Source organism: Maritimibacter sp. 55A14 (assembly GCF_003122205.1).
Classification (GTDB): Bacteria; Pseudomonadota; Alphaproteobacteria; order Rhodobacterales; family Rhodobacteraceae; genus QEYE01.
The window spans coordinates 1-19,598 of the sequence record NZ_QEYE01000004.1; the positions used below are offsets into that span (position 1 = coordinate 1).

26 protein-coding genes and 1 pseudogene are annotated in these 19,598 nt (G+C 55.3%); 18 read left to right on the forward strand and 9 right to left on the reverse strand.

Annotation, left to right across the window (positions count from 1 at the left end):
• Positions 1-159 precede the first annotated feature (159 nt).
• The 7 genes from DDZ14_RS04230 to DDZ14_RS19330 all read left to right on the forward strand — a co-directional run bounded on the left by DDZ14_RS04230 (position 160) and on the right by DDZ14_RS19330 (position 6,416).
• The gene (locus DDZ14_RS04230; RefSeq protein ID WP_233252477.1) at positions 160-489 is read left to right on the forward strand and encodes a hypothetical protein; all 330 of its coding nucleotides are present in this window, start codon (positions 160-162) and stop codon (positions 487-489) included.
• 151 nt (positions 490-640) lie between these two features.
• Entirely contained in the window at positions 641-1,102 is a 462-nt protein-coding gene (locus DDZ14_RS04235) for a mobile mystery protein A (RefSeq protein WP_109423707.1), read from the forward strand.
• Positions 1,099-1,704 carry a mobile mystery protein B gene (locus DDZ14_RS04240; RefSeq protein ID WP_233252491.1) on the forward strand — a complete coding sequence of 202 codons (606 nt, stop codon included), beginning with the start codon at positions 1,099-1,101 and terminating at the stop codon, positions 1,702-1,704. The genes DDZ14_RS04235 and DDZ14_RS04240 overlap by 4 nt, the downstream gene beginning before the upstream one ends.
• A gap of 131 nt (positions 1,705-1,835) precedes the next feature.
• The gene (locus DDZ14_RS04245; RefSeq protein WP_109423708.1) at positions 1,836-3,731 is read left to right on the forward strand and encodes a ribonuclease H-like domain-containing protein; all 1,896 of its coding nucleotides are present in this window, start codon (positions 1,836-1,838) and stop codon (positions 3,729-3,731) included.
• Positions 3,710-4,792: an adenylosuccinate synthetase gene (locus DDZ14_RS04250; RefSeq protein ID WP_109423709.1), complete on the forward strand. Its 1,083-nt coding sequence runs from the start codon at positions 3,710-3,712 to the stop codon at positions 4,790-4,792. Before DDZ14_RS04245 ends, DDZ14_RS04250 begins: the two co-directional genes overlap by 22 nt.
• Positions 4,776-5,927 carry a hypothetical protein gene (locus DDZ14_RS19325; protein ID WP_146193080.1) on the forward strand — a complete coding sequence of 384 codons (1,152 nt, stop codon included), beginning with the start codon at positions 4,776-4,778 and terminating at the stop codon, positions 5,925-5,927. Before DDZ14_RS04250 ends, DDZ14_RS19325 begins: the two co-directional genes overlap by 17 nt.
• Positions 5,928-6,053: 126 nt before the next feature.
• A complete protein-coding gene (locus DDZ14_RS19330; RefSeq protein WP_146193081.1) occupies positions 6,054-6,416 on the forward strand; it encodes a hypothetical protein in 363 nt (120 codons plus the stop codon).
• A 568-nt stretch (positions 6,417-6,984) separates the two neighbouring features.
• On the opposite strand, the gene DDZ14_RS04265 is transcribed toward DDZ14_RS19330, so the two are convergent.
• From DDZ14_RS04265 to DDZ14_RS04275, 3 genes are read right to left on the reverse strand one after another with little or no spacing between them, the layout of a single operon-like run.
• A complete protein-coding gene (locus DDZ14_RS04265) occupies positions 6,985-7,884 on the reverse strand; it encodes an HNH endonuclease (RefSeq protein WP_109423712.1) in 900 nt (299 codons plus the stop codon).
• Between the two features lie 35 nt (positions 7,885-7,919).
• A complete protein-coding gene (locus DDZ14_RS04270) occupies positions 7,920-8,210 on the reverse strand; it encodes a hypothetical protein (protein ID WP_109423713.1) in 291 nt (96 codons plus the stop codon).
• Positions 8,211-8,213: 3 nt separating this feature from the next.
• Positions 8,214-8,669: a helix-turn-helix domain-containing protein gene (locus tag DDZ14_RS04275; protein WP_233252478.1), complete on the reverse strand. Its 456-nt coding sequence runs from the start codon at positions 8,667-8,669 to the stop codon at positions 8,214-8,216.
• 109 nt (positions 8,670-8,778) lie between these two features.
• Here DDZ14_RS04275 and DDZ14_RS04280 point away from each other — a divergent pair, with 109 nt between their 5' ends.
• The 10 genes from DDZ14_RS04280 (at position 8,779) to DDZ14_RS04315 (ending at position 14,337) form a co-directional block, all read left to right on the forward strand.
• Positions 8,779-9,018 carry a hypothetical protein gene (locus tag DDZ14_RS04280; RefSeq protein ID WP_109423715.1) on the forward strand — a complete coding sequence of 80 codons (240 nt, stop codon included), beginning with the start codon at positions 8,779-8,781 and terminating at the stop codon, positions 9,016-9,018.
• Between the two features lie 16 nt (positions 9,019-9,034).
• Positions 9,035-9,208, forward strand: a complete 174-nt coding sequence (locus tag DDZ14_RS19625) for a hypothetical protein (protein WP_158275459.1) — start codon at positions 9,035-9,037, stop codon at positions 9,206-9,208.
• Positions 9,193-10,323 (forward strand): tyrosine recombinase XerC, encoded by a 1,131-nt coding sequence (gene xerC, locus DDZ14_RS04285; RefSeq protein WP_109423716.1) that lies wholly within the window; start codon positions 9,193-9,195, stop codon positions 10,321-10,323. The genes DDZ14_RS19625 and xerC overlap by 16 nt, the downstream gene beginning before the upstream one ends.
• A 225-nt stretch (positions 10,324-10,548) precedes the next feature.
• Positions 10,549-11,757 (forward strand): site-specific integrase, encoded by a 1,209-nt coding sequence (locus tag DDZ14_RS04290; RefSeq protein ID WP_109423717.1) that lies wholly within the window; start codon positions 10,549-10,551, stop codon positions 11,755-11,757.
• A gap of 92 nt (positions 11,758-11,849) precedes the next feature.
• Positions 11,850-12,098: a ParB N-terminal domain-containing protein gene (locus DDZ14_RS04295; RefSeq protein WP_109423718.1), complete on the forward strand. Its 249-nt coding sequence runs from the start codon at positions 11,850-11,852 to the stop codon at positions 12,096-12,098.
• A 133-nt stretch (positions 12,099-12,231) separates the two neighbouring features.
• A complete protein-coding gene (locus DDZ14_RS19335; protein ID WP_146193082.1) occupies positions 12,232-12,432 on the forward strand; it encodes a hypothetical protein in 201 nt (66 codons plus the stop codon).
• Between the two features lie 6 nt (positions 12,433-12,438).
• On the forward strand, positions 12,439-13,053 hold the full coding sequence (locus tag DDZ14_RS04300; protein ID WP_109423719.1) for a ParA family protein: 615 nt from the start codon (positions 12,439-12,441) through the stop codon (positions 13,051-13,053).
• Positions 13,046-13,309: a CopG family transcriptional regulator gene (locus DDZ14_RS04305; protein WP_199221288.1), complete on the forward strand. Its 264-nt coding sequence runs from the start codon at positions 13,046-13,048 to the stop codon at positions 13,307-13,309. The genes DDZ14_RS04300 and DDZ14_RS04305 overlap by 8 nt, the downstream gene beginning before the upstream one ends.
• A gap of 76 nt (positions 13,310-13,385) precedes the next feature.
• Positions 13,386-13,889 carry a hypothetical protein gene (locus tag DDZ14_RS04310; RefSeq protein ID WP_109423720.1) on the forward strand — a complete coding sequence of 168 codons (504 nt, stop codon included), beginning with the start codon at positions 13,386-13,388 and terminating at the stop codon, positions 13,887-13,889.
• A gap of 16 nt (positions 13,890-13,905) precedes the next feature.
• Positions 13,906-14,337 carry a hypothetical protein gene (locus DDZ14_RS04315; protein WP_109423721.1) on the forward strand — a complete coding sequence of 144 codons (432 nt, stop codon included), beginning with the start codon at positions 13,906-13,908 and terminating at the stop codon, positions 14,335-14,337.
• Positions 14,338-14,788: 451 nt separating this feature from the next.
• Here the strand turns inward: DDZ14_RS04315 and DDZ14_RS19340 are convergent, their stop codons facing one another.
• The 5 genes from DDZ14_RS19340 to DDZ14_RS04335 form a co-directional block, all read right to left on the reverse strand.
• On the reverse strand, positions 14,789-15,130 hold the full coding sequence (locus DDZ14_RS19340; protein WP_146193083.1) for a hypothetical protein: 342 nt from the start codon (positions 15,128-15,130) through the stop codon (positions 14,789-14,791).
• 84 nt (positions 15,131-15,214) lie between these two features.
• On the reverse strand, positions 15,215-15,523 hold the full coding sequence (locus DDZ14_RS04320) for a hypothetical protein (protein WP_146193084.1): 309 nt from the start codon (positions 15,521-15,523) through the stop codon (positions 15,215-15,217).
• 107 nt (positions 15,524-15,630) lie between these two features.
• Positions 15,631-16,239: a hypothetical protein gene (locus DDZ14_RS04325; protein WP_109423723.1), complete on the reverse strand. Its 609-nt coding sequence runs from the start codon at positions 16,237-16,239 to the stop codon at positions 15,631-15,633.
• A 404-nt stretch (positions 16,240-16,643) separates the two neighbouring features.
• Entirely contained in the window at positions 16,644-17,954 is a 1,311-nt protein-coding gene (locus tag DDZ14_RS04330) for a hypothetical protein (protein ID WP_109423724.1), read from the reverse strand.
• A 319-nt stretch (positions 17,955-18,273) separates the two neighbouring features.
• Positions 18,274-18,468 (reverse strand): AlpA family transcriptional regulator, encoded by a 195-nt coding sequence (locus tag DDZ14_RS04335; RefSeq protein ID WP_109423725.1) that lies wholly within the window; start codon positions 18,466-18,468, stop codon positions 18,274-18,276.
• Between the two features lie 337 nt (positions 18,469-18,805).
• Between DDZ14_RS04335 and DDZ14_RS04340 the strand changes: the two are divergent.
• Positions 18,806-19,039, forward strand: a pseudogene (locus DDZ14_RS04340) (transposase); the annotation flags it as partial.
• Positions 19,040-19,259: 220 nt separating this feature from the next.
• On the opposite strand, the gene DDZ14_RS19345 reads toward DDZ14_RS04340, so the two are convergent.
• A complete protein-coding gene (locus tag DDZ14_RS19345) occupies positions 19,260-19,598 on the reverse strand; it encodes a hypothetical protein (protein WP_146193085.1) in 339 nt (112 codons plus the stop codon).

Consider the following 19,598-nt stretch of genomic DNA (forward strand, 5'->3'; position numbering starts at 1 on the left):
CAGGCCGCATCAATGACGGCCTTGCGGGGCTTGTTGAACGAAGAGGCGACCTACAACGCGCTGGACGATCAGTTGCAGAAGAGCTTGAGCTTAGCGAAGGCCGCCGAAGAGAGGCTGAGACGGAGCTGAGGGAGCAGCAGATCGAACGGGGCCACAACCATGGCCTGGGACTTTAACGAGAAAGGGAAACCAATGAGGTTTGCACACGACCACTTCACCATGAGCTATCATCAAGCCCGCGACTACGGCATCGACTATCGCAATTTTGATAAGGTGGACAGCTTGCCCGAAGGTGTTCCGCTCGTTGCCATCGCGGGCGTCTGGGGCGACTATCAGAATATCCGCTGCCTGTTCATGGACGCCGAAGGGAATGGCTACATGCGGAATATCCGCAAGTGGAGCAACGGGTACGTGATCCGGGAACTGGGCGTGGATGCGAAGGAACTTACGGTCGGGGAGAAAGTGCAAATGCCTGCAAGCGCGGTTTAGAATGTGATCGGCAAAGCTTGATGGGTCAGATTGCCAAGCTGTGGTATGATGAAATACTCTATTTTGCAATACTTTAGTATTGTATATTTCATGCCAATGCCATATATCGGTATTACAAAATTAGCATGAATGCAATGCTATAGGTTGGCAAATGTCCGTCTCGCGCGCAAAACAACGACAAGCCGAAGGCAAAATCAATCGGGCCGCCCAAGCGGTTTCCGCCTTCGAAAAGCCACTGGGTGGCTGGATTGCGACCTTCCAGGAGGCAATCGGCATGAGTGCGGCCGCTCTGGCCGAGCGACTGGGAATATCGCGAAACAGTGTCTACAGCTCGATCCAGAACGAACAGGCAGGTACTATTTCCTTGAACCAACTCGACAAGATGGCTGAAGCCATGGGCGGCAAACTCGTCTATGCGATCGTCCCGCGCGAGGGGACGGTCGACGACATCGTCATGGCCCAAGCGCGCAATAAGGCCAAGCGTATCATCCAGCGCACCCGCGCGCACATGGCCTTGGAAGAGCAGGCCGAAGGCCTGCGCAGCCAGGAAGAAATGATTGAGGAACTGGCGGTCGAAATCGCCCGTGAGATGCCGAGGGACTTTTGGAAGTGACTCTGGAATTGCACGAACCTACCGGCGCGACCCCGCTCACACCTGATGAGCTGCTTGGCCTCAAGGCCAAGCACATCACCACGCGCGGCGAGCTGAACGAGCTGGAAGGCGAAAACATCATCGAAGGGCTGACCTGGCTGGAGAGGCGGCCCAAGTCCTTCGATGTCCTGACCGACGATGCCGCCCGCGACGTCCACAAGCGCTTGTTCGGCAAGGTCTGGGACTGGGCGGGCGTTTGTCGCCTGACCGAGAAGAACATCGGCGTGCCGGTCTGGCACATCTCAACTGAGATGCGCACCTGCTTGGACGATGCCCGTTACTGGCGCGAGAACGGCACCTACGAGCCGCTGGAGGCCACTGCGCGCTTCCACCACAAGCTGGTTTGGGTCCACCCGTTCGCGAACGGCAACGGTCGTTGGGCGCGGATCATGGCAGATGCCTACCTGGCCACGATTGATCCGGATATCTTCCTAGACTGGTCGGGCGGCGGGACACTCACAGCAGACAGCGACCACCGCGCGCGCTACATCGCGGCACTTCGGGCGGCAGATCGCCATGAAGCTGAACCTTTGATCAAGCTTATCAGGGAGTTTTCCGTATAGGATGGCCCGGAATGGCAGTTCATGCACCATTTCTGGATCGGGCGCACATGGTGTAATGCTGACAGTAGTGCCTTCAAAAGGCCAATACTCATCGAAAAAGATAGCAAACTTTAGCGAGCTACAAAGACTACATGACCCGAACTGAACCGAAACCTCCTTCGAAACTGTCCAAGTATCTTAGGGACACGCTTGCTATGTGCCTTCATCGCCCAGACGAGGTTCTCTTTCTAGATATCGAAACCACCGGACTAAGCCACTACTACGATGAGATCACTGTCATTGGTTGGAGCTTGGGTGGACGCAGCCATAGCTTCGTCAAAGGTGACGCGGATGCCTCGCTATGCGGAGCATTCGACAGAGCGAAGGTAATGATCACTTTCAACGGAATCCGTTTTGACGAACGTTTCATCCGAAATGAATTCCCCGGGGTCAATCTACCGCCCCGACACGTCGACCTAATGTACTTGGCGCGACGTGTTGGCCTAACAGGCGGGCAGAAAGCGATTGAGCAGGAACTGGGCATATCGATACGTCATTCAATATATGGGATTGACGGTTTCGCTGCCGTACTACTCTGGCATCGGTATTTGAGAGGGGACCACGAAGCACTAAAGCAACTTCTTCAGTACAACCGCGCTGATATCGCAGCGATGGGATATATTCTTGATAAAGTGCTCAACCGCCTTGGGGTGCAAAAGGATCTCTTCAGCCAAGATGTAAGATTCTCCGACTGGGCGGCCCCTCAGAACTGGACAGAAATCGACCCAAAAACGATCAAAAAAAATCGAAACCTCACGATCAGACACACCTTCGAAGATATCTTTTCGGATTGTTCCGCAGCTAAAGCGCGCATTGTAGGGATCGACTTGACCGGCTCTGAAGCCAGAGCCAGCGGTTGGTGCCTACTCGATGGCAGGAAGACTAAGACCGAATTAATCCGTTCGGATCAAGAAATTTTAGCTAAAACAGTGAACGCCAAGCCGGATTTGGTCTCGATCGACTCACCATTGTGCCTACCGTACGGTCGTACCTCAGTGTTCGACGATGATCCCAAGAGGGAAGAAATCGGCATCATGCGTGAATGCGAACGTGAATTGAAACGCAGAGGTGTCAACGTCTATCCTTGTCTTCTGCCAAGCATGCAGAAACTAACAGCCCGTGGAATATTGATTGCCGAAACTCTTAGAGAAATGGGGATACCGGTAATTGAAAGCTACCCTGGTGCGGCACAGGACATCATGCGAATTCCGCGCAAGGGTGCAGGCATTCAATGGCTTCAAGAAGGCCTTCAAGAATTTGGCCTGGATGGCGAGTTTACCTCGGATACTGTCTCTCATGATGAACTGGATGCGGTAACGTCAGCTCTAGTGGGCACCTTCCACCTTGCCGGACTAGTTGAGGAACTCGGCACCCAAAATGAACCGCCACTAGTGATTCCGGCCTTGAAGTGCCAGGATCGACCAGTGGTGATCGGTATCAGTGGTCCGATTGCCGCTGGGAAAACGACCTTGGCGAGAATTCTCGAACAAAATGGTTACGCGTACACAAGGTTCAGCCTCGTCATCGATGAGCTCCTTATCGAGCGGGGGTTAGAGCTCTCTAGATCAAACCGCCAGGCAATCGGCGCAGAGCTGAACCAAAGCGGTCGCCAAAGAGAACTCGCTGCACGCACCTTGGAAAGGGTCAAGGGCAGCAAACGGATTGTTGTCGACGGCCTTCGCTTCGCCACCGATCACTCATACCTTGTCGAGAGATTCGGGCTTAATTTCATGCACTTATTCGTGGATACCGACGAAAAGACCCGAGAGCATCGGTTTGTGTTAAGAGGCAAGGCTGATGAAGCAGCGGAACGGACCTCTTTCAAGGTGGCATCCAGTTCCGAAGTAGAACGCGAGGTCTCTACTCTGCGCGACCTCGCGCACATCACGATCTCAAACGATGCTGGAAAAGGCGATTCGGAACGTGCTATGATTCGCGCAATCGAGCAGTACTTCGGGGAAAATCCATGCCTGTCTCAATCGTCGTAGGCGGTCAGTTTGGGTCAGAGGGCAAAGGCAAAGTAGCGCTAGAGCTCGCGCGAAGATCACAGGAAACTGATGTCACTCTTGTCCGGGTCGGGGGCCCTAACTCGGGCCACACCGGCTATGACAAGCAAGGCAAAAGGTTCGCCCTGAGGCAGCTACCAGCCGGTTGCATAGATCGAAATGTTGACGTTGTGTTTCCTGCCGGATCTTACTTGGACCTTGATGTTTTGCGAAAGGAAATCAAGGCTCTAGACTACCCAGAAGACCGCATATTCATCAGCGAAAACGCACAGATCATCACGGAAGAGCACAAGCTCTGGGAAGCGAATGCAGACCTCATTGGCGCAATCGGCTCAACCGGCAGCGGCGTTGGGGCCGCTGTGATGGCTCGTGTTGCTCGGGGGGCAAGCAACATTGCCCTACATGCCATCCCCGCTCTGGAAGCCAAGTCATGGGAAAACATGCCTGCTACGGTCTGTGATACAACTGAGCTTTTGAGAGCAAAGGCTGATCGCGGAGACCGGATCATCGTAGAAGGCTCACAGGGCTTCGGGCTTTCCTTGCTCGATGGGGGTTATTGGCCCAAAGCGACCGCGAGGACGACGACAGCAGCAGGAGCTTTAGCGGAAACTGGCCTAAGTCCATTAGATGTTGACGATGTTACCCTGGTAACACGTTCGTTCCCAATCCGAGTTGCTGGCGAGTCAGGGCCGCTCAAGAACGAAATCAGCTGGGACGAAGTTGCCAACGTAACCGGCCGGTCGGAAGACTTGAGGGAGTATACGACCGTAACGAAAAATCTGCGTCGTGTGGGTAAGTTCGATTCCGAAGTTGTAAAGCGTGCCATCCAATCAAACAGGCCAACTCGTTTGGTTATGAATCATTTAGACTATGTAGGTTTGCCGGAAGACCTAACAGATCCGAGCAGTCAGCTTTCTCGTTTTGTGGCGCAGGTCGAGACCGATCTTAGTCGCACAGTTGATTGGCTCGGGTTCTCGGTGTTCGGAGTTTTGGAAAACCTGAACTCGCAAACATACGATCTTCCAAATGCCCGAAGTGAATGAGGCGAAGAAAAGTTGGGAGCCCCTCACACATAGTGAAAAGGATCGGCTCGAATTGTTCCTACGGGATGACTCCGAAAGGGCCGTTATCGACCGAGCATCGCAACATAGAGCGCCGCCGAAAGGTGGCGGGGTTTCTGACCCGCTAAAGGATATACCACCGTCGCTTCTCTCGGCGGATGATATTGCCCGATACTTCGAAAAAACGGGTATGATTTACCCTTTCAGTTTTGAAAAGAGAGTAACCGGTGAAAAACCCAAGGGCGTTCACAGGCTGAAAGGTGCTTCTTACGAAGGACGTATTGGTGAGAAAGCTTACCAATTCGATCCTGGCCAAATTGAGCCAAAATCGGTTCTATCAAGAAAAAGCAAGTTCCTTACTTTTCCTGCGAATTCGATCGTATTTGTTGAAAGCGACATTTACTTTCGTCTGCCGCCCTACATTGCAGTTAGGTTCAATCTTCAGATACGCCATGTGCATCGTGGGCTTCTTCTTGGAACTGGTCCGTTGGTCGATCCTGGTTATTGGGGTAAATTGTGTATTCCAATACACAATCTAACCGATGAAGATTACGAGGTTCCTACAGATGAAGGGCTTATCTGGATCGAGTTCACAAAGACAACCTCACACCCACTGCTTGGAGAGCCACCGTCAAACTCGGAACTTGAGGATATTGAGGAGGCGATAAGGAAGTCTTCGAGACCCTACCGTGCTGTCATCGATAATGTTGACCGGGCTTGGTGGAGAAAATTTCAAAAAAAACCTGGAAAAATCGGAATCCGTAGTTCAATTGCGAGCGTTTTAAGAGAGCTGCGGGACACTGCGAAATCTGCTGCAAAGGCTGCAAAGGAATCAAGAAACTTAGTGAGAATTTTGTCTGGTTTTGGCTTGGCAACGACTGTTTTTGGTTTTTTAGCAATTTTCAGCTTATGGGGGTCCTATCGTGACGCCGTGACCAAGTATGAGGACAATATACGTTCGTTGTCGGCCCAAGCTACACGCGATATTTCAGGGATCTCTACTAAACTATCCAACACTGAGGCGGTCGTGGAAAACCTTCAGCGCGAGATCGATAGCCAGGCGGCGATGATCATCGAACTACGACAGCGTCTTGACGAACCGTTGATTGACAAATAGCGGGTAGGTTGGGCTGCACGTGATGCAAAGTGCCAAAAGTTTGAAAGCTACCGAAAAGTGTGCTTGTCTCGTGGAAATGGGTTTCTCAATTAGACTCAATTCTCGTTTTCACCTCCCAAAGACTTCGTGAAGTCGGACTCGAATGCTTCTCCACTTTGTACAAAATTCTTCTACCCGCTCCTCAATTTCCAGATCGGGGTTGAGCACAAAAAAAGTGCGCGGGCTGTACGCAGTCGCCCGAACCGCGATACCCGGCGTGTCAAACTGTTCCAGCCAATGATCCACTTCTGCGTCGTGACCACCAGCCCGCCGCGTGTTGTGGTGGTAGATGACAGCACACCGCCCCTGAGCGATGGCACGAACCTCCCCAAGGGGCATTTGCTTCCCGAACTTGGCTTGTCCTTTTCGCCAATCCGCATCGTCTACGATACCGTTGTCCGGGTCGGCGAATACAACGTCGCAGCCCGAAACTTCATCGAGCGCCCGTGACAGCCATTCATTCCGCCACTCTCGTCTTTCGCGTGGAGGAACGCTCGCGAGGTCTATACTTTCATCGAACGAGCGTACGTCCCCAAGCGCTGGAAGCAAGGATTTGATTGTACGGCTCTCAGCGACCAGCTGTCCCAGGTGATCAAACAGCTCTCGATCAAGGTGAGAATACCGATCTGGTTGCTCAAGGTAGGAAACATGCCGCCCATCCTTGTTATGATTTTCATTCGGATACCTGTACCAAATCACCCCGAGCTTTCGCCCCGGAGATATAGCCCTCAACAGCCCGAGCTTCACAAAGTCGCCGACATCACCCACATATCGATCCTGCAATAGAGCCTCCAAAAGCCTAAAACGTTCCTAATGATTGGTTACAGTCAATGTCGATGAACCAAATCCCAACGCCCCTGATGTCGTCGAAAGCGCATTTGATGATCCTCTCAATGCAAATGTCGACTTCCCGAACCGATCTTTACCTTGATGGTAATGCTGCGCGGCGCAGGCGTGGCGACATCGCGAAACCCACAGCGCGGCATTCAGGCTCTTGGCAAGTGTTTGGCCCCGGCCGCTATTGCTTGAAACAGTTTTCCCTGTGCCAAGTCACAAACTCTGACCTGGGTCGGTTTGCAAGGCGTTCCGGGGCCAATAATCTGCCGGAAGCGTTTATCATACCCCTAACTGTATCCAGATCGTTGCTCTGACGGGAAACAAGGATGGTGAGGTCGTCAGCTAATCCGACCAATCCTCGATCAAACATCCAATGGGCGGTTCCAGACAGCGCGAGTCCGTTGCTTACAATGTCCGGGCCTTCATGCTCCACCGGCCTGATATGTGCCGCCTCCGCTTCAGCGCGACCACCACCATTGATTAACCGCAATCCTGTTATTGCACAGCGTTCGCCATAGGCGCGAAGGACGTTCTTTCTGAAGTTCCGGTCTCGGACAGCTCGGTTGGTCAGTTGATTGATGCGGTCGCGGGCTGAAAGGTGATGAAAGGGGTCTTGGGCTTCATGAAAACCACCGGTTTGCAAGCCCTGATCGATGCGCGGCAGAACATCGTCATTCCGCCCGAGGCCACGTTCAAGGATCCGAATGAAGTCCTCTGGAGAAACCGTCCGTACAGCGGCCTGAGCGCGACCTGAGATTTTACCGCAATCATTCAGCAGGCCTTGCTCAACAATTTCATCGGCTTTGCGAAAGGGTACTGAGTCACCAAAATCGAGGTATGTACCAGGTTCGATGATGGCCAAGTGCATGTCTTTAGCCCTGGAATCGCCAATGATTTCCTGCACTTTTGCTACCGCGAAATAGCCCTTGGTGTTCTGGACCTTGCTGGGTTCGAGATAGACAATCCAGTCACCCTCACACTGCTGAGCGCGCGTCAGGTACTGTTTCGGAAACTGATATCGTTCCGAGGGAACGTCATCATAGATTGAATCGGTCCGATGAATGAAAACTCCAAACGCCATGTTCTCTGACTTATACTGCCTTGGTTGCGATTTGTTTATGCCTTCAGGCGGTGATGGAAGTATCTTTCGATCCCGACCGCCAATGCGAAGGCCGGGAAGGTCATCGCCACAACGAGGCCGGAGAGGGCGGTGGTCAGGAGGGGGAGCCAGGGCATGTTTCCCACCTCCCAAAACACGCAGAGTGGCCCCCAGGTCAGCAAGTAAACCAGTGAAACGGTGCCCATAATGTTCATCACCGGGCGCGTGTAGCGACCGATATCGGCCTGCATTCGCTCGGTTGTCGCCAATTGGTGGCGCTGCCACGCCTCGGGTTGCCTCAGGTCCATTCGTTACTCTCTCAACAGCTCGATCCAGGTGTGGACGTCGTCCATGGCGATTTCCTTCCCTTCCAGAAAGGACCGGTACCAGCGCGCCGCAATCGCCCCGCGCTTTTCGCTTTTCAGCTTGGTTCCGCTGCCGGACAGGTACCTGTCCAGCGCGACCTCGAATTCTTCCAGTGCGGTCAGGTCATGCTCCAGTCGCACGGCTTCGGCCCCCAAGAGGATCCAGTTCAGGTCCACCTGGTACTGGCGGTGCAGTTCGACCAGCGCTTCCACCGGGATCGAGCGCTTGCCCAGTTCATAGCTCTGGTAGGCGCGGAGCGAGATTCCGAGCGCTTCGGCCAATTTCGCCTGAGACATACCAAGCTCGTTGCGCGCAATCGCGATGCGCGCGCCTAAGGCGCTCAGGTAGTCATACGGACGATCCGCCATTTTCGACAGCAATCCACTTGCGGCTGCGTCCATATGAATGCTATGCGCACAAATGAACGCTATTCGTTGTGTTTCGTTATCGGACCATGACGCTTGAGCGCATTCAACCCGATTCGCGCTACCTTATGAAAAGGAGAGGGTTTTGGCACAGGAAAAACTGCTTTCACCGAAAGAGCTTGGTGACCTCATTGGACTGAGCGCCGCGCAAGTTCGCGCGTTGATGAACGACGGTCGGCTGGAATTCGTAGAGATTTCTGCGAAGACCAAGTTGCTAACCATGAGTGGTTGGGAGCGGTTCCAGCGCAACGCGACCAAGGTCAAACGCCCTGACAGCGACCAGTCGAGCCTGCCCCTGGGCGAGCCGCGGCACCAAAGCCTCTAACGTGGAAGGAAACCCCATGGCCATGCCCCGTGCGACGCTGACGCAGTGCGAATTGACACGATACCTCAAGGCGTACAGGGACGCGGGCATTCCGGTCGTGCGGTCCGAGATCAGCCGCGACGGTAAGGTAGTGATCTACAGCACCGAGAAGCAGACCGACGAGGTCAACAACCCATGGGATCGCCCGTGAAGCGCCGCAAGCAGTTTCCCGGCGCGACGGCCTATTTCGACCGGCACGGGAAGCGACGTTGGCGGTTTCGAAAGGGTGGGTTCTCGGCGGAGCTTGGAAGCGACTACGGGTCGGAGGATTTTATCCGACGCTACGAGGACGCCGTGAACGGCCACAAGACGCGCGGTTTGATTGGGGCGGACCGGACCAAGCCCTGCAGTGTCAGCCAGCTTGTCGCGCTCTGGTATCGCTCGCCCGAGTTCCTTGATCTCGCGCCGAGCACTCAGAAGGTCTATCGCGGGATCGTCGAGAAGTTCCGGGAGGAGCATGGAGACAAGCCGGTGCGGCTGATGCAGCGGCGGCATGTGCAGACGATCCTGGCCGAGAAGGCCGAAACCCCCACGGCGGCTAACAACCTGCGCAAGCGGCTGATCCAGTTGATGGATTTCGCGGTCACGCTGGACTGGCGCGGCGATAATCCGGCGCGGGCGACGAAGCCTTTCCGCGTTGGTGGCGATGGCTTCCATACATGGGACGAGGACGAGCTGGCGCAGTTCTTCAAGACCCACAAGCCCGGCACGCTGGCGCATACGGCGGTGACGTTGATGCTCTACACTGGCGCGGCCCGCGTCGATGCCGTGAAGCTGGGGCCAAAGAACATCCGAAACGGCAAGATCGAGTATCGGCGGCAGAAGACGCAACGCTCTGGCGGTGTGCTGGTTTCCGTCCCGATCCACCCGGACCTGGCCGAGGTGCTGGACAGGCTTCCGAAGGACCGTCCGTTCCTGGCCACGCAGAAGGGAACGATGCGCTCTGCCGGTGGTCTGGGCAATCTCATGCAGCGTTGGACGGAAGATGCCAAGCTGCCCCAGTGTTCCGCCCATGGGCTCCGCAAAGCCTGCGCCCGCCGTCTGGCCGAGGCCGGGGCCACCGCGCATGAGATCGGCGCGGTCACCGGGCACAAAACGCTGGCGCTCATCCAGCGCTACACCGAGGCCGCTGGCCGCGAAGGCATGGCCGATTCCGCTATCGAGAAACTCATCGCCCGCCCGAACGGCGAGCGCAATTTGGCGAACCTTCCCAAGAGGTTCGTCAAATCCGACACCAACCCCAAGCAGGGAAAGGATAATTTATGAGAAGTGGTGAGCCGTGCAGGATTCGAACCTGCGACCCACTGATTAAAAGTCAATTTTCATACCGCGCGCTGCCTTAACCTTTGTTCGTCCAGCGACGTCCTATTGCTTCCATGGAAGCCGCTATTTTTGCCTATTTTAAAGAGGAGAAATGATTGTCCCCCATTCAATATTGATCTAGAGTGTTCCTTATCCATCCAGTAGAAGCCAGCGATTTTTGTCCCCCATATGTCTCCCATTTCGAAGAACCGACGGAAACTTACAGACCGCTTCCTCGAAAGCATCAAGCGACCTGAGGTCGGTCGAGATACATACTCCGACACACTGCGTCCTGGCCTTCATCTGAGGGTGGGACAGCGCAAGGCAGCTTGGGTTTTTGAGAAACGGGTCAAAGGTGGCCCGAAACGCAAGCATACACTTGGGGCGTGGCCCGGTACGAGTCTGGCGCAAGCACGCGCCGCTGCGCTTGAAATCGAGAGCGAGGCCACTCGTGGAATAGACCGGATAGCAGATACTCATCGCGCCAAATTGGACGCGGAACGCGCCGCCGCTGCGTTGCTGACCGTTGAACAGGTTATTGAGCGCTACGCTGATCTAAGGCTCGCCAACCTCGCCACAGGGGAATCCGTCGAACGGGAGTTGAGAAAGGCGCTTGGCCCGCACCTCAACAGGGCGATAACGGATTTAACTCGCGCGGATTTGCAGGCGGCAATCGATGCCCACGCGAGCGCTGGGCGTATCGTTTACGCCAATCGCACCCGCGCATATCTGCGTACTTTCACCGGTTGGGCATCGCGGCGGGATTATATTCAGGGTGATATCGGGTTTGCTCTGGAGGGTGCGGGCCGTGAAATGCCGCGCGACCGCGTTCTGAGTCTATCCGAAATTCAGGCGATTTTTACCGCTACCTTTGAACTAGGTCCCCTCTTTGGCCCACTATTTCGTCTCTTGATCCTGACGGGCCAGAGGCGCGGCGAGATTGCCGCCCTTCGATGGTCAAACGTCAACATTACCGGGCGTTGCCTTGAGCTAACCGGACGGCAGACAAAGAACCGCCGCCCTCATATCACGCATCTATCGCCGCCTGCCCTTGCAGAAATTGAGGCTCTGCACCTTGAGCGCGGCGAAAGCGACTTTGTTTTTACCACCACGGGCAAGACACCAACCTCCGGTATATCGAAGGCAAAGACCCGACTTGGTGGCCTTTTGAGGCCAGATTTCAAAGCGTGGCGGTTGCATGATTTCCGGCGGTCTATGGCTACAGCGCTGGCCGCAGCTGGCGTTTCTGAGGGTGTAGTGGACCGTATCCAGAACCACGCGGCATCCGGCAGCGCGCCCAGCGCTGTGGCACGGGTTTACCAGCAGAGTGACTTGTTGCCCCAAAGAGCTGCCGCATTGGACCAGTGGGCCGATATGGTTATTGGAGCGGCACTCTAGGCACAGGACGCAGACCGTCGCGCCAACAATACGGCTGTCTGCATCACGTAAAGGCCAGTGCCCTCTCACCGTAGCCATGCTATGGCTTGCGTATGCTGAAAAAGAGAAAGTTTCCCATCGCTGAAATCTATGTACCCGCAAAGCGTAAGAAGACGCTGGACCCAGCAAAGGTGGAAGAGATTGCCGAGAGCATTATCGAACTCGGCCAGACGACGCCGATACGGCTCAGGGCAGGCAAGGGCAGGTTTGTCCTGCTCGAAGGGTTGCATCGCCTAGAAGCGCTTAGAGCCCTAGGTGAGGATAGTGTTGAGGGATATCTCGTCCAGGCGCGCATGCACTAGGGTCAGGATGCGTTGATTTCAGCGTTCAGGTCTGATTCACGGCTCGCCACGTTCCTGCGCCGCATCGAGCTGCCCGAGCTATGCGTTTGCGGCTTCGCTCAAATGTGAGAAGGTGACAGAAGCGGAGGCTTAAGTGGCACCTAGCAAGCTCAATGTCCAAAAGGCGGCGCTCTATGGAGTGTTTTTCGGAATGGCTTTCTCTGTAATCATCGGATTTTCAGATATTCATTTGGTTCCGGTTGCGCGGATTGTCGGGAGGTTGATCGGAGGGGCATTTGGCGGGGCTGTGTTATTCGCCGTGGTGGCAGCGATAGCCGATCTGTTAAGGAAGTAAGCACCTATGAAACCGACCTTCATAGCCCCCCAAAAAGGCGGGGCCGAAAAAGCGACACTGGCCCGCAACCTGTCCGTTGCCGCCGCTCTGGATGGCCGGAAGGTGCTTTGCCTCGATCTGGACCCACAAGGCTCACTCAGGGCGTGGTGGGAAGGTCGGGAAGCTGACACCCCGGCCATGCTGGAGCGCGACCCTGCCCCCCATGCGCTACGCGCCACGTTGGACGCCGCCAGGGCGCAATTCGATTTCTGCATTATCGACACGCCGCCAGCTCACCCGGAATGGCTGAATGAGCCTCTGGAAGCCGCTGACCTGGTGCTGATCCCCGTACGCCCATCACCGGAGGACCTGCGAGCCGTAGGGGCCACCATTGCCGCCGTGAATGAAGCTAAGGTGCCATTTGTCTTTGCCCTGTCTCAAACGCCGCGTGCGCGGATCACAGAGGAAGCCGCGCGCGTCCTGGCGCAGCATGGCCGCGTTACCCCAGTGAATATCGCGCAGCGTGTCGCCTATGCCGAAACCGGCGCGACCGGGCAGGGGGTGTCAGAAACAACCGACCAGAAGGCGGGGGCAGAGATTGCCGCCGTGTGGGATTACGTGAAAGGGATTCTGGATGGCTAAGAAACCCGTGGCCCTCGATGGCCTGTTGAACACCGAAAGCCGCCCGACCGACACCGGCATACCGCAACGCGGGGCAGGGCAGGGTGAAGTTCAAGACAAGAAACCGGCGAAGCGCCCAGGTGAGAAGCGGCTTACGCTTGCCCGCGATGGCGAGACCTACAAGCGCCTCAGGCTTCATGCCGCCGAAACCGACCAGACGCACCAGGCCATTTTGGAAGCCGCCCTTGCGGAATACCTCAAGCGCGCAAATACGTAGTTACGTAAATCCGCGCCTGCTTACCTAAGCGCCTGATTTTCAAAGACGGTCCGATTTTACCCCCCTCGGAGTCACAATGGCGAAAGAGCAAGACTGGACGCCCTGGTATCGTCGCAAAGAATACAAGGGCAACCTAACCGAAGAAGAGAAGCGGCACCTCGATTCCTTCCGCCTCGAAGAGAAACACCCGGCGGTGGCTGTTGAGGACTTGCCCGAAGAGGTTCAAGGCTACCTCAGCGAACTCGAACTTGCGGTTTATGAGGCAAAACAGGAAGGCGTTGCTACAAAAGCTTTCGTGCTGACCGGCATAGGCGCAATTGTGATCTTCTTGGCATACCGCGAACTTGGATGGTTCTCCCCGCTTGTCGGGTATGTCATAGGCGGCGCAATCATTGCCTTCGCTTGGGTCAACTATTCCCGAGAGTGGAAGAAGAACGCTGATGGCCTTTGGATCAAACAAGAAGGCAAGGGCGTGCCATTCTCCCGGACGGAAGAGAAGCTTCAAGAGTATTGGGAGCTTGATGCAATCAGCCGTTTCAGAAAGCGGCACGAGGCGGAGATTAACGACGATTTAAGATAGCTGCGAGTCTCATGGAATGATGGAAAAGATTTCGAACTTGTTTGAGGATTTTTTGATCCTGATCACCCAGTTTGCATTCTGGGCGTATGTGCTCGCTCTTGGGTTCGTGGTTATGGTTGGGCTTGCGCTTCCCCTTGCTGCACAAGCCTTGGAATGGCTACAGGACGGCATTGCTTCGCCGCGCGATGGTTTCTGGTTATATGCCCTTTATGACTGCGGCGAAGGATGGTGCAGGCCGGAGTCTGTGGGCCCCACAGACTGGGTGGGAGTCAATCGGATCATCAACTGGATCATGGATCTGCATGTTGCGATCTACAGTGTTGTGATCGGATGGATCGGATATGGCTTGGCCCTGACATGGGCCGAAAGCATTGGCGACTGGAAAGCCCGCGAGGCAAGGCTTCGCGCCCCTCCACCCCCTCCAGACGCGGATGATGAGGACATTTGACAGAGTGCTTACTGTGCAACTTTCACACCTAACCTGGCACCGCCTGAGACCTAGGAAAAACCACTCCTGACCTTTCCTTGATAACGGAAAAGCCCCAAGCCGAACCGACCCCATTTATCGGGGCGGTTTGGGGCGTTCTGCTACACTGAAAAATGCATTTTTTCCGTCTGAGGGAAGGCCGGACAAAACGCGCATACTAGCGCCATATCCTGCCAAGGTCGCAAGCTCATTTTAGAACGGGTTATGCCTTGGAAAATCAGCCGGTTTTCGAGCTGACTGGTATGCGAAGAAAGACCCCCCTATTTCCTGCCACCTTCGCACGGCCTCAGACACAACCGGGCAGAGGTGCGGCCCGCCTGCATGTGAAGTTAACGTTCCTATTTCTTGCCATCTTCACCCTCCTAAATCGGCCTATTTTAGAAACGGCCTGAGAGGCGGTTCAGGTGGTCCATCATTCAGGCGGCTGCTTTCGCAATCGCCGCGTTGCTTCGTTTTCAAGGGCTTTTCGTCTCCGGTGCAGCCGATTCCTGGCGGCGGTATGAGAGAATGCTGCTTGAGCGCGCAAAATATCTTCAGCAGTGCCGTAAAAGAACAATGCGATGCTGCCTAGCGTTGCTGCAACTCCTAGGGGAAGCACAAAGAACCCGACGCCGCTGCCAACGAGAAACAAGACCCCCGCTGTTCCTCTGATCCACCAATCACGACCGAGTGTCGGTTCAGGTAAGTTTTCTTCGACTTTTTCTAACTCCGTACCTATGTGCCTAAACTCACGATTGATCGCATCAGGCGTCATGTCCTTAGGATTCACACTAATTGCGTGCCGCTCGAATTCTTCACGGTCGTATGGGTTGGGTAGAGGCACGTGCGAGCAACTAAGTCAGTCGGGAAGATCGTTGTATAATTTGATAGCCTGTTTTGTTTGCTCGCGGTCTCGTTCCACCAGCTTGCTCAATCGGCGAACTGCAAAAATGGACGCAATGCTAAGTATGGTGAGGCAAAGCGCGATGCCCGCGAGCACGCCCCAGGCAAAGAAGCTTATTTCAGCATTGAGCTGCGCGACCACCTCATCGCCTCCAGAAAAGTACAGGACAATAATTCCGACCGCCATAAAGCCAGTGGCGTACGATGCCGCGTGGAAAAAACCCTCTAGGGGCGCTCGGTCGGGCTTTTCAGCTGCAATCGCCATGTCTGTTATCCTTTGGGCCGCACTATGCTTAAGTTATGCTTTTTGCCTCAGTTCGACAATGACCAACCAGCGTGGCTCATCTATTCCGGCTGTTTTCTAGGAGCGACTCACAACCCGACTGGGCGGTTCAGGTGATCCATGATCCCGACCAGGGCGCGATCTGACAGGGCGTCGTGTTCCCGGCAAAGCCGCTCATAGATGCGCCAGTGCATCCCCTTGGGCTTGCCCCAATCGCCGCCTTCCAGGATGCCACCAGGCCAGCCCATCTTGTCGCGGATGCGATCTGCCCGCCGTGCAGCTCGATCACGGTCAGCCTCACGCTGAGAGGGATAGGCCAGCCGGTAGCAATGGCGGCAGGCGAAGATGGCCCCGCCGTACAAGATGGCAACGCGCCGACCGCAGCCCCGAGCTGGGCAGAGGAACCAATGCCGCTCGCCGCCCATGTGGCAGGGCGTGGTATCGAGATAGACGGGATAGCGTTCGGATTGCCATTCCCCGCCTCGATCCCGATGGCGATAGTCCAGGATCACGCGCCCCGGCTCTGACTGAACATTGATCGAGCCTGTCACCTCGCCACCGCGCGACCAGGTAATGCGGCGACTGATCCCGGAATCCAGAAGCCCCTCACGCTTCAACCACCGAATGTCGATCGAGCGATAATCGTCCGTTGTGTCTGCCCCGAATTGCCAGTGTCGCCCGCTACCGATACCGCCCATGACCCACCTCAGATTTTGCCGAAATCATTTGGAAAGTTGCCCGGTATCGGTTCGCGCATGGGCGCTTCCCAAATTCCCTGCCAATCGCACGCCCGTAGAGGCGCTGAGAAGGCCACTGAGCGCCGTTAGGCGATTTCGGGTCGGGGTTTCGGCAGGTTTTCTCAGACAAGGCACTCATGGGACTTCCTGGCGACTCTGTTGCCGATACTGGCAAAGGGAAACCACGTTCGGGGTGGGGCGCGACGTTGCCTCAGACGAAGCCTTCTTATCTTCTAAGCAATCTAACACCTCAGCTAGCGTTGTCGCTTGCCGTAGAAGTGCTACAGATTCAGCTAGCCCCATATCCCGTTTCCCCAGCAGAGAGGCGCGGAGCGCCGATGCCTTCTTCTCACAGGTTTGATCGTTCATTGAACTGCCATTGAGCATTCATTGATCTTCATTGAGATAGCTTCCTTGAAATCTGGCGTGTTCTGTATTTCCTGAACGATACCAGATACTTGCGGGAAATAGGACCGCGCGACCGTTTCCACGAAAAAAAACGCCTTGTCGCACTCCTGGCACAAATCATGATACCAAACCTTCGCGTTTTCGGTTGCGGCGCGGTGCGTCAAGCGAAGAATGCTGACACCTTCGACATGCGAGACAGAGGCATTTTCAAAGGCAATGACAGGTGACGCGGTGCGCCATTCCTCAATCAACTGGGGCAGGCTTTCCGTGATCTGCCCATCCGCCTCATGCAATCGCGCCACAAGGTAAGCCATGAAGGCGGGGCGGCTTTCGGGTGTCTTGAGAACCTGCCGACCATTCCTAAGAACACCGAGCGGGGTCTGGGGCCGGTTATAGGCGTATTCGTCGTGTTCGGGTGTTTTCCCGTTCGCACTGTAGACAGCCCATTCCGTAACGTGTGCCGCGTCTAGGGCGCGAAGATTGTCCCAAAAACCCTCACCGGACCACCAACGGCGACGATGCGCCGTGGCGAAACTCTCGGTTTGGCCGGTTTCGTCGTTTTTGTGCTGACGCCCTGGATAGAGATGGTGAATGCGGTGATTGTGGCACCGTTCCTCGTTTTCGGCGTGGAAATATCCCCGGACCACGTCCAGCGGCACACCCCGCTCGTCCATGAGGTTCTGAAGCTGATACAACTCAGCCGCCAACATGATCGGTCCCAACTCGCCCACATTCACAAGACGGTAAAGCGGGGATTGCCCTTCACTGACCTGGACAAAGCTGTTCGGGATGAAAGCGACCGTGTTAGAATGCTTAACGATGTGCCAGCCATCAGACAGTTTTTCGACCCAACCCTTAGACGCGGCCCGGTGCGCGGCTTGAATATCGCTGTTCGCGGCAGGCTGTTGCTCCGCCTCGATGGCGTCCACAATCCCGCGTTCCTTTAGGCTAAGCGATCGACGGCTATCATAGATCGGCAGGTTATATCGCTCTGCCTTCCGCGCCCGCTCGCGCTCGACCTCTAGGCACTCGATCAAGCCCCTACATTCAAGATTACGGATTGCCCGTTTTACTTCTGCCCGTGATAGGCCGGAATAGTTCATGACCGATCGAATGCCGCCGCTTGATACGACGTTACCCTGATCGGTGCTTTTCAGAAGAGAAAGATAGGTAGCGGCTTCCTCTACCCCCAAGCCGTTCTGGCGGATACCCTCGAACTGGTGAACGTCCAGTGCAAAGAAGCCTTTGCTCCTAGTCTTCTTCGTCATATGTTTCTACTCGATCGATCTTGCCCTGCCATGCGTTCGCTGGCGTGGGTTTTTTAGTTTCACATGCAGCGATTCCGCGCCTTCGGCTTCATTGTGTGCGGTGTCGGCGTTTGCTCTCGACTCATTTTTGGATAACCATGTCTCGATAGCTTTCCGGCGAATCCGTTGCATGCTGCCAACATTGAGGTTGGTCGCTGCCCTTCAGGGTGACGTTAATGTTCATGAGCTACTTCATCGCTATTCGAAGCGCTTGAAGGTAACCATGTGCTGCGACCTTCCACAGCACCCGCCTCTTAGAGTTTAAGAGGCGGCAGTTGGTTTAGGCACGGTCTCGGCTTGTTTCCGGTCGCGCCGCGAGCCAGGCATCTACTGCGCTTTGCGGCCAGGCAACGGCGCGGCGGCCTATGCGAACCGGCCGTGGAAATTCATTGCGGTCCATCATGTCGTAGATTGTGCTGCGACTTAGACCCGTGAGGGCTTCAACATCGCGACGACGTAGGTGCTTGTTTAGCATGAGATGCCTCGCTCACATGGTCGGTCTCCGCCATTCTCGTTGCGCGGAGGCCGAAATTTTGCGATTGAGGGAGAGGATCGGTTTCGCGACTTGTCCTCTTCCCGTTGCTCTGGCCGTTGACGCGGTCAGAGCAACACTACGGGAAACCGCATTCATCCCGTTGTACCCGAACTATTCCGAAGTTTCTCGGCCGTTGCAAATGTCATGTTCTGTGCCACAGAGTATGAATCCCAATCGCGTGCACATATATGGTGCATTCGCGTCCTGATGGATCAATATGTTGTGTTCTTAGGATTTCAATAATGTCGCGAGCCGCTGCCAATGAGTACGCTCGGCCCAAAGCAAGCATACCAACATGGCGGAAAGCTACTTCTCTCGGCTGCGCCGCATGGTCGTCGGCCAGCACCACCATGTCAGCCCGCAGTACCTGCACCAGTACGCCAATCAGGCGGCGTGGCTGGAAGACAACCGCCGCACCGACAACGGGACGCTGACGCATATCATGGTATCGAACGCGATGGGTGCGCCGGTCAGCCGGAACTGGAAGGGGTATTGGCAGCGTACGGCCTGAACGCGTGACTTATGTCTGGCAGGCGTATTACTTCCAATAAATTGCCACAAATATCCTAACTAATCCCGCCAAAAACAGGAGAAAGCACCCCAATTGATAGTACATCTCCCACGCCTCTGGAACAGCGCGCGTTGCGCTAATCAAAGCGATTGATAAACCACTTCCAGCAGCCCCCCGAAACATCGGGATGCTGCCAGCGTCCAGAGCCCTGTCTGTAAGCCTATCTATCCATTTTCTTTTGCCGTTCGCCATTCGCGCGCGCAATCCATAACACCAGCGAGAACAACGCCGCAGGTAGTAGGGCAGCGCCAATCAAGGAAGCTGGGTTATACTCGAACACAAGCCCAGCTAGAGAAAATGTTCCGCTTAGAAGCAATAAGACCAGACCAGACCAGAACGGAGCAATTACTGCCGTAGAGTAGATGCGCTCATTGCCACTATTGCTGCGCGTGTCAGTGATTTCCCCCTCGCCACAGTAAGCTCCATCACGAATGTTATCATTATGCGCTGGAGAGTACTTTGCATTCGGAGAGTGCGGTATTATTTCGGCGACCGACAT